Genomic DNA, 5189 nt, shown 5'->3' on the forward strand with positions numbered 1-5189 from the left:
ATGGCTTTCCGGCGACAGCAAAACGCATGACTCCCCTGATCTTCGTCACTGGCGGCGTGGTGTCCTCCCTCGGCAAGGGCATCGCGGCGGCCTCGCTGGCGGCCATCCTCGAAGCGCGCGGTCTGCGCGTCACGATGATGAAGCTCGACCCCTACATCAACGTCGACCCGGGCACGATGAGCCCGTTCCAGCACGGTGAGGTCTACGTCACCGACGACGGCGCCGAGACCGACCTGGACCTGGGCCACTACGAGCGCTACCTGCGCACCCGCCTGAGTCGCAAGAACTCGGTCACCACCGGGCGCATCTACGAGAACGTGATCCGCAAGGAGCGCCGCGGCGACTACCTTGGCGGCACCGTTCAGGTGATCCCGCACATCACCGACGAGATCAAGCGCTGCATCGGCGAGGCGACCGAGGGCTACGACATCGGCCTGGTCGAGATCGGCGGCACCGTCGGCGACATCGAGTCGCTGCCGTTCCTGGAGGCGATCCGCCAGATCCGCACCGAGCGAGGTCCGGACAAGGCGCTGTTCATGCACCTGACCCTGGTGCCGTGGATCGCCGCCGCCGGCGAGCTGAAGACCAAGCCCACCCAGCACTCGGTCAAGGAGCTGCGCTCGATCGGCATCCAGCCCGACATCCTGCTGTGCCGCTCCGAGCAGCCGCTGCCGGACAGCGAGCGCCGCAAGATCGCGCTGTTCACCAACGTCTCCGAGCGCGCGGTTATCTCGGCGGTCGATCTGGACAACATCTACCGGATGCCGTCGCGCTTCCACGAGCAGGGCCTGGACGGGCTGATCGTCGAGCGCCTGCGGCTGGACTGCGGCGAGCCGGACCTGTCGGAGTGGAAGGCGGTGCTGGACGCCAGCGAGCATCCGGTCGACGAGGTCACCATCGGCGTGGTCGGCAAGTACGTCGATCACCAGGACGCCTACAAGTCGGTCGGCGAGGCGCTCAAGCACGGCGGCCTGCGCCAGCGGACCCGGGTCAACCTGAAGTGGATCGAGTCCACCGATGTCGAGCGCGAAGGCGCCCGCGCGCTGGACGGCGTCCACGGCATCCTGGTGCCGGGCGGATTCGGCGACCGTGGCTTCGAGGGCAAGGTGATGACCGCCCGCCACGCCCGCGAGCGCAAGGTGCCTTACTTCGGCATCTGCTACGGCATGCAGGCGGCGGTGGTCGACTACGCCCGCCACGTGGTCGGGCTGGAAGGCGCCAACAGCACCGAGAACGACAAGACCTGCGCGCATCCGGTGATCGGCCTGATCACCGAGTGGCGCACCGCCTCCGGCGAGCTCGAGAAGCGCAGCGAGGACAGCGATCTGGGCGGCACCATGCGCCTGGGCCTGCAGGAGCAGCGGATCAAGCCCGGCACGCTGGCCCACAAGCTGTACGGCAAGGACATCGTCGGCGAGCGTCACCGCCATCGCTACGAGTTCAACAACCGCTACCTCAACCAGCTCGAGAATGCCGGCCTGGTGTTCAGCGCCAAGTCGCTGGACGAGACCCTGGTCGAGATGGTCGAGCTGCCGCAGGACCGCCATCCGTGGTTCCTGGCCTGCCAGGCGCACCCGGAGTTCCTGTCGACGCCGCGCGACGGCCATCCGCTGTTCGTCGGCTTCATCCGCGCCGCGCGCGAGAACAAGGCCGGCGAGGGCGAGGCCGGCGCTTCCCTGTTGAAGGAAGCGCGCGCGTGAAGTCCGCGACGGTCCGCGGGTGCGGCGTCAGCCGCGGCCTGTGGCGGCCTGCCATCCACGATCGCGGCCCACGCCGCTCCCCTACGCGAGCAATGCGATGAAACTGTGTGGTTTTGACATCGGCCTGGACAAGCCGTTCTTCCTGATCGCCGGGCCGTGCGTGATCGAGTCGATGCAGTTGCAGCTCGACACCGCCGGGACGCTGAAGGAGATCACCTCCGAGCTGGGCATCCCCTTCATCTTCAAGTCCAGCTTCGACAAGGCCAACCGCACCTCGGTGTCGGGATTCCGCGGCCCGGGCATGGAGGAGGGGCTGAAGGTGCTGGCCGAGGTCAAGAGGCAACTCGGCGTGCCGGTGCTGACCGACGTCCACGAATACACGCCGCTGGACGAGGTCGCCTCGGTGGTCGACGTGCTGCAGACGCCGGCATTCCTGTGCCGGCAGACCGACTTCATCCAGAACGTGGCCCGCGCCGGCAAGCCGGTGAACATCAAGAAGGGCCAGTTCCTGTCGCCGTGGGAGATGAAGCACGTCGCCGACAAGGCGCTGGCGACCGGCAACCGCGAGATCATGGTCTGCGAGCGCGGCGCCAGCTTCGGCTACAACAACCTGGTCAGCGACATGCGCTCGCTCAGCGTGATGCGCGACACCGGCTGCCCGGTGGTGTTCGACGCGACCCATTCGGTGCAGCTGCCCGGCGGCGCCGGCGGCAAGAGCGGCGGCCAGCGCGAGTTCGTGCCGGTGCTGTCGCGCGCGGCGATGGCGGTCGGCATCAGCGGCATCTTCATGGAAACCCATCCGGATCCGGACAAGGCCCTGTCCGACGGCCCCAACGCCTGGCCGCTGCCGAAGATGCGCGCGCTGCTGGAGACCCTCAAGCAGATCGACGAGGTCGGCAAGCGCGCCGGCTTCCTCGAGATGGCCTGAGCGCGGATGCCGTTCCCCGACGACGAACGCGACGCGATGCTGGCCCTGCACGGGGTCGGCGCCACCGTCGTCGGCCGGCTCGAACAGATTGGCTACCATTCGCTGACCGGACTGCGCGATGCCGATCCGGATGCGGTCTGCGCCCAGATCGCCGCCCACATGGGCGCGACCTGCTGGCGCAACAGCCCCCAGGCCCGCGCCTCGATCGCCGCGATCGTGCGCCTGGCGCGCGAATCAGGTTGAGCGCGCCTGGTTGAATGTACCCAGCTGAACGTGCCCAGCCGAACACCACCCACCGATTTCCCATCCGATCCCATTGACGACGACATGACCCAGATCGCCAAAGTCCACGCCCGCGAAATCCTCGACAGCCGGGGCAATCCCACCCTCGAAGCCGAAGTGACCCTCGCCGACGGCAGCTTCGGCCGCGCGATGGTGCCGTCCGGCGCCTCGACCGGTACCAAGGAGGCGGTCGAGCTGCGCGACGGCGACAAGACCCGCTACCTGGGCAAGGGCGTCCGCCAGGCGGTGGAGAACGTCAACACCGCCATCGCCAAGGCACTGGAAGGCTTCGACGCCGCCGACCAGGCCGGTCTCGACCGCCGCCTGATCGACCTCGACGGCACCGAGAACAAGGGCCGCCTCGGCGCCAACGCGCTGCTGGGCGTGTCGCTGGCCAATGCCCACGCGGTCGCCGCCTCGCGCAGGCTGCCGCTGTGGCAGTCGCTCATCGAAGTCGATGCCGCCATCCGTGGCGCAGCAGCGCCGGCGTCGGGTACCCCGGCCCGGCCATCCGTGGCCGGGCGCTCGCAGGCGCAGCCGTTGCCGATAGGGCAACGGCCAAGCGCACCTGCTCTCCCAGTGCCGATGATGAACATCATCAACGGCGGCGCGCATGCCGACAACAACGTCGACCTGCAGGAATTCATGATCCTGCCGGTCGGCATGGACAGCTTCTCCGAGGCGCTGCGTGCCGGCACCGAGGTGTTCCACGCGCTGAAGTCGGTGCTCAAGGGCCACGGCCTGAGCACCGCGGTCGGCGACGAGGGCGGCTTCGCGCCCGACCTGCGCAGCAATGAAGAGGCGCTGGAGACCATCCTCGAGGCGATCGGCAAGGCCGGCTACAAGGCCGGCGAGGACATCCTGCTCGGCCTGGACGTCGCCTCCAGCGAGTTCTTCGACAACGGCAAGTACAACCTGACCGGCGAAGGCAAGCGGTTGACCCCGGACCAGTTCGTCGACTTCCTCGGCAACTGGTGCGCGCAGTACCCGATCATCACGATCGAGGACGGCATGGCCGAGGACGACTGGAGCGGCTGGAAGCAGCTGACCGAGGCCCTGGGCAACAAGGTGCAACTGGTCGGCGACGACCTGTTCGTGACCAATCCGAAGATCTTCAGGGAGGGCATCGAGCGGGGCGTCGGCAACGCGATCCTGATCAAGGTCAACCAGATCGGCACCCTGACCGAGACCCTGGAGGCGATCGCGATGGCGGACGCGAACCGTTACGCGGCGGTGGTCTCGCATCGCTCCGGCGAGACCGAGGACACCACCATCGCCGACATCGCGGTGGCGACCAGCGCGACCCAGATCAAGACCGGTTCGCTGAGCCGCAGCGATCGCGTGGCCAAGTACAACCAGCTGCTGCGCATCGAGGAGCAGCTTGCCCTGATGAATCCGGGCGCCGCCGCGAAGTACGCCGGTCGCAGCGCCTTCGTGTCCCTGAACAAGTAAGCGATGAGCCAGCCGGCGGGCAAGCGTGGACGGTGGTGGGTACTGCCCACGATGCTGCTGTTCCTGCTCGTCATGCTGGTCTATCTGCAGTTCCGGCTCTGGATTGGTGAGGGCGGCCGCGATGCGGTCGCCGAGCTGGAGGCGCAGGTCGAACAGCAGGTCCAGGACAACGCCTCGCGCCAGCAGCGCAACGACGCGCTGGTGGCGGAGGTGGCCGACCTGAAGAACCTCGCCTCAGGCGGCGCCGCGGTCGAGGAACGGGCCCGCAGCGAGCTGGGCATGATCCGGCCGGGCGAGGTGTTCTACCGGGTGGTCGAACCCGAGGGCGCTGCGGCCGCGCCCGGGGCCGACGCCCCCACGGGCGATCCACAGGACGGGCCGGCGCCATGAGCGGTGCCGATGTCTGGGCGGTGATGCCGGCCGCGGGGCGCGGCACCCGCTTTGGCGGTCCGACGCCCAAGCAGTACCTGCAGGCGGGTGGGCGGCCGTTGCTGGCCCACGCCCTGGATGCGTTGCTGGCGCATCCGCGCGTGGCCGGCGCGATGGTCGCGCTGGCGGCCGTGGACGAGGACTGGCCGGACTGGAGCGAGCGCGGCGGCAAGCCGGTGCTGACCTGCACCGGCGGCGGCGAGCGCGCCGACTCGGTGCTGGCCGCCTTGCATGCATTGCCGGAGTCGGCCGCAAACGCCCTGGTGCTGGTGCACGATGCCGCGCGACCGAACCTGGACCACACCGATCTGGAGCGCCTGATCGAGGCCGCGGAAAACAGCCGCGACGGTGCGATCCTGGCCGCGCCGGTCCGCGACACCCTCAAGCGCGCCACCGAC

Annotated in this window: 6 protein-coding genes; all 6 read left to right on the forward strand. The window is 68.7% G+C overall.

Annotation, left to right across the window (positions count from 1 at the left end):
- The first annotated feature begins 26 nt into the window (after positions 1-26).
- A complete protein-coding gene (pyrG, locus tag FKV24_RS07415) occupies positions 27-1700 on the forward strand; it encodes a CTP synthase (RefSeq protein ID WP_141481923.1) in 1674 nt (557 codons plus the stop codon).
- 97 nt (positions 1701-1797) lie between these two features.
- A complete protein-coding gene (gene kdsA, locus FKV24_RS07420; protein ID WP_111266926.1) occupies positions 1798-2628 on the forward strand; it encodes a 3-deoxy-8-phosphooctulonate synthase in 831 nt (276 codons plus the stop codon).
- A 6-nt stretch (positions 2629-2634) separates the two neighbouring features.
- Positions 2635-2871, forward strand: coding sequence for a helix-hairpin-helix domain-containing protein (locus FKV24_RS07425; RefSeq protein ID WP_141481924.1), 237 nt, complete (start codon positions 2635-2637; stop codon positions 2869-2871).
- 84 nt (positions 2872-2955) lie between these two features.
- The gene (gene eno / locus FKV24_RS07430) at positions 2956-4362 is read left to right on the forward strand and encodes a phosphopyruvate hydratase (protein ID WP_141481925.1); all 1407 of its coding nucleotides are present in this window, start codon (positions 2956-2958) and stop codon (positions 4360-4362) included.
- Positions 4363-4413: 51 nt separating this feature from the next.
- The gene (gene ftsB / locus FKV24_RS07435; RefSeq protein ID WP_111268110.1) at positions 4414-4752 is read left to right on the forward strand and encodes a cell division protein FtsB; all 339 of its coding nucleotides are present in this window, start codon (positions 4414-4416) and stop codon (positions 4750-4752) included.
- Positions 4749-5189: 2-C-methyl-D-erythritol 4-phosphate cytidylyltransferase (locus FKV24_RS07440; protein WP_152301371.1), on the forward strand; the 441-nt coding region annotated here is incomplete at its 3' end. The genes ftsB and FKV24_RS07440, both read left to right, overlap by 4 nt.

Origin of the sequence: Marilutibacter maris, assembly GCF_006546735.2 — a bacterium.
Lineage (GTDB): Bacteria > Pseudomonadota > Gammaproteobacteria > Xanthomonadales > Xanthomonadaceae > Marilutibacter > Marilutibacter maris.

What these genes read in the sequence shown, in the direction of transcription:
- kdsA (WP_111266926.1), top strand. Translation starts at nt 1,798, where the DNA reads ATGAAACTGTGTGGTTTTGACATCGGCCTGGACAAGCCGTTCTTCCTG.
- pyrG (WP_141481923.1), top strand. Translation starts at nt 27, where the DNA reads ATGACTCCCCTGATCTTCGTCACTGGCGGCGTGGTGTCCTCCCTCGGC.
- eno (WP_141481925.1), top strand. Translation starts at nt 2,956, where the DNA reads ATGACCCAGATCGCCAAAGTCCACGCCCGCGAAATCCTCGACAGCCGG.
- ftsB (WP_111268110.1), top strand. Translation starts at nt 4,414, where the DNA reads ATGCTGCTGTTCCTGCTCGTCATGCTGGTCTATCTGCAGTTCCGGCTC.
- FKV24_RS07425 (WP_141481924.1), top strand. Translation starts at nt 2,635, where the DNA reads ATGCCGTTCCCCGACGACGAACGCGACGCGATGCTGGCCCTGCACGGG.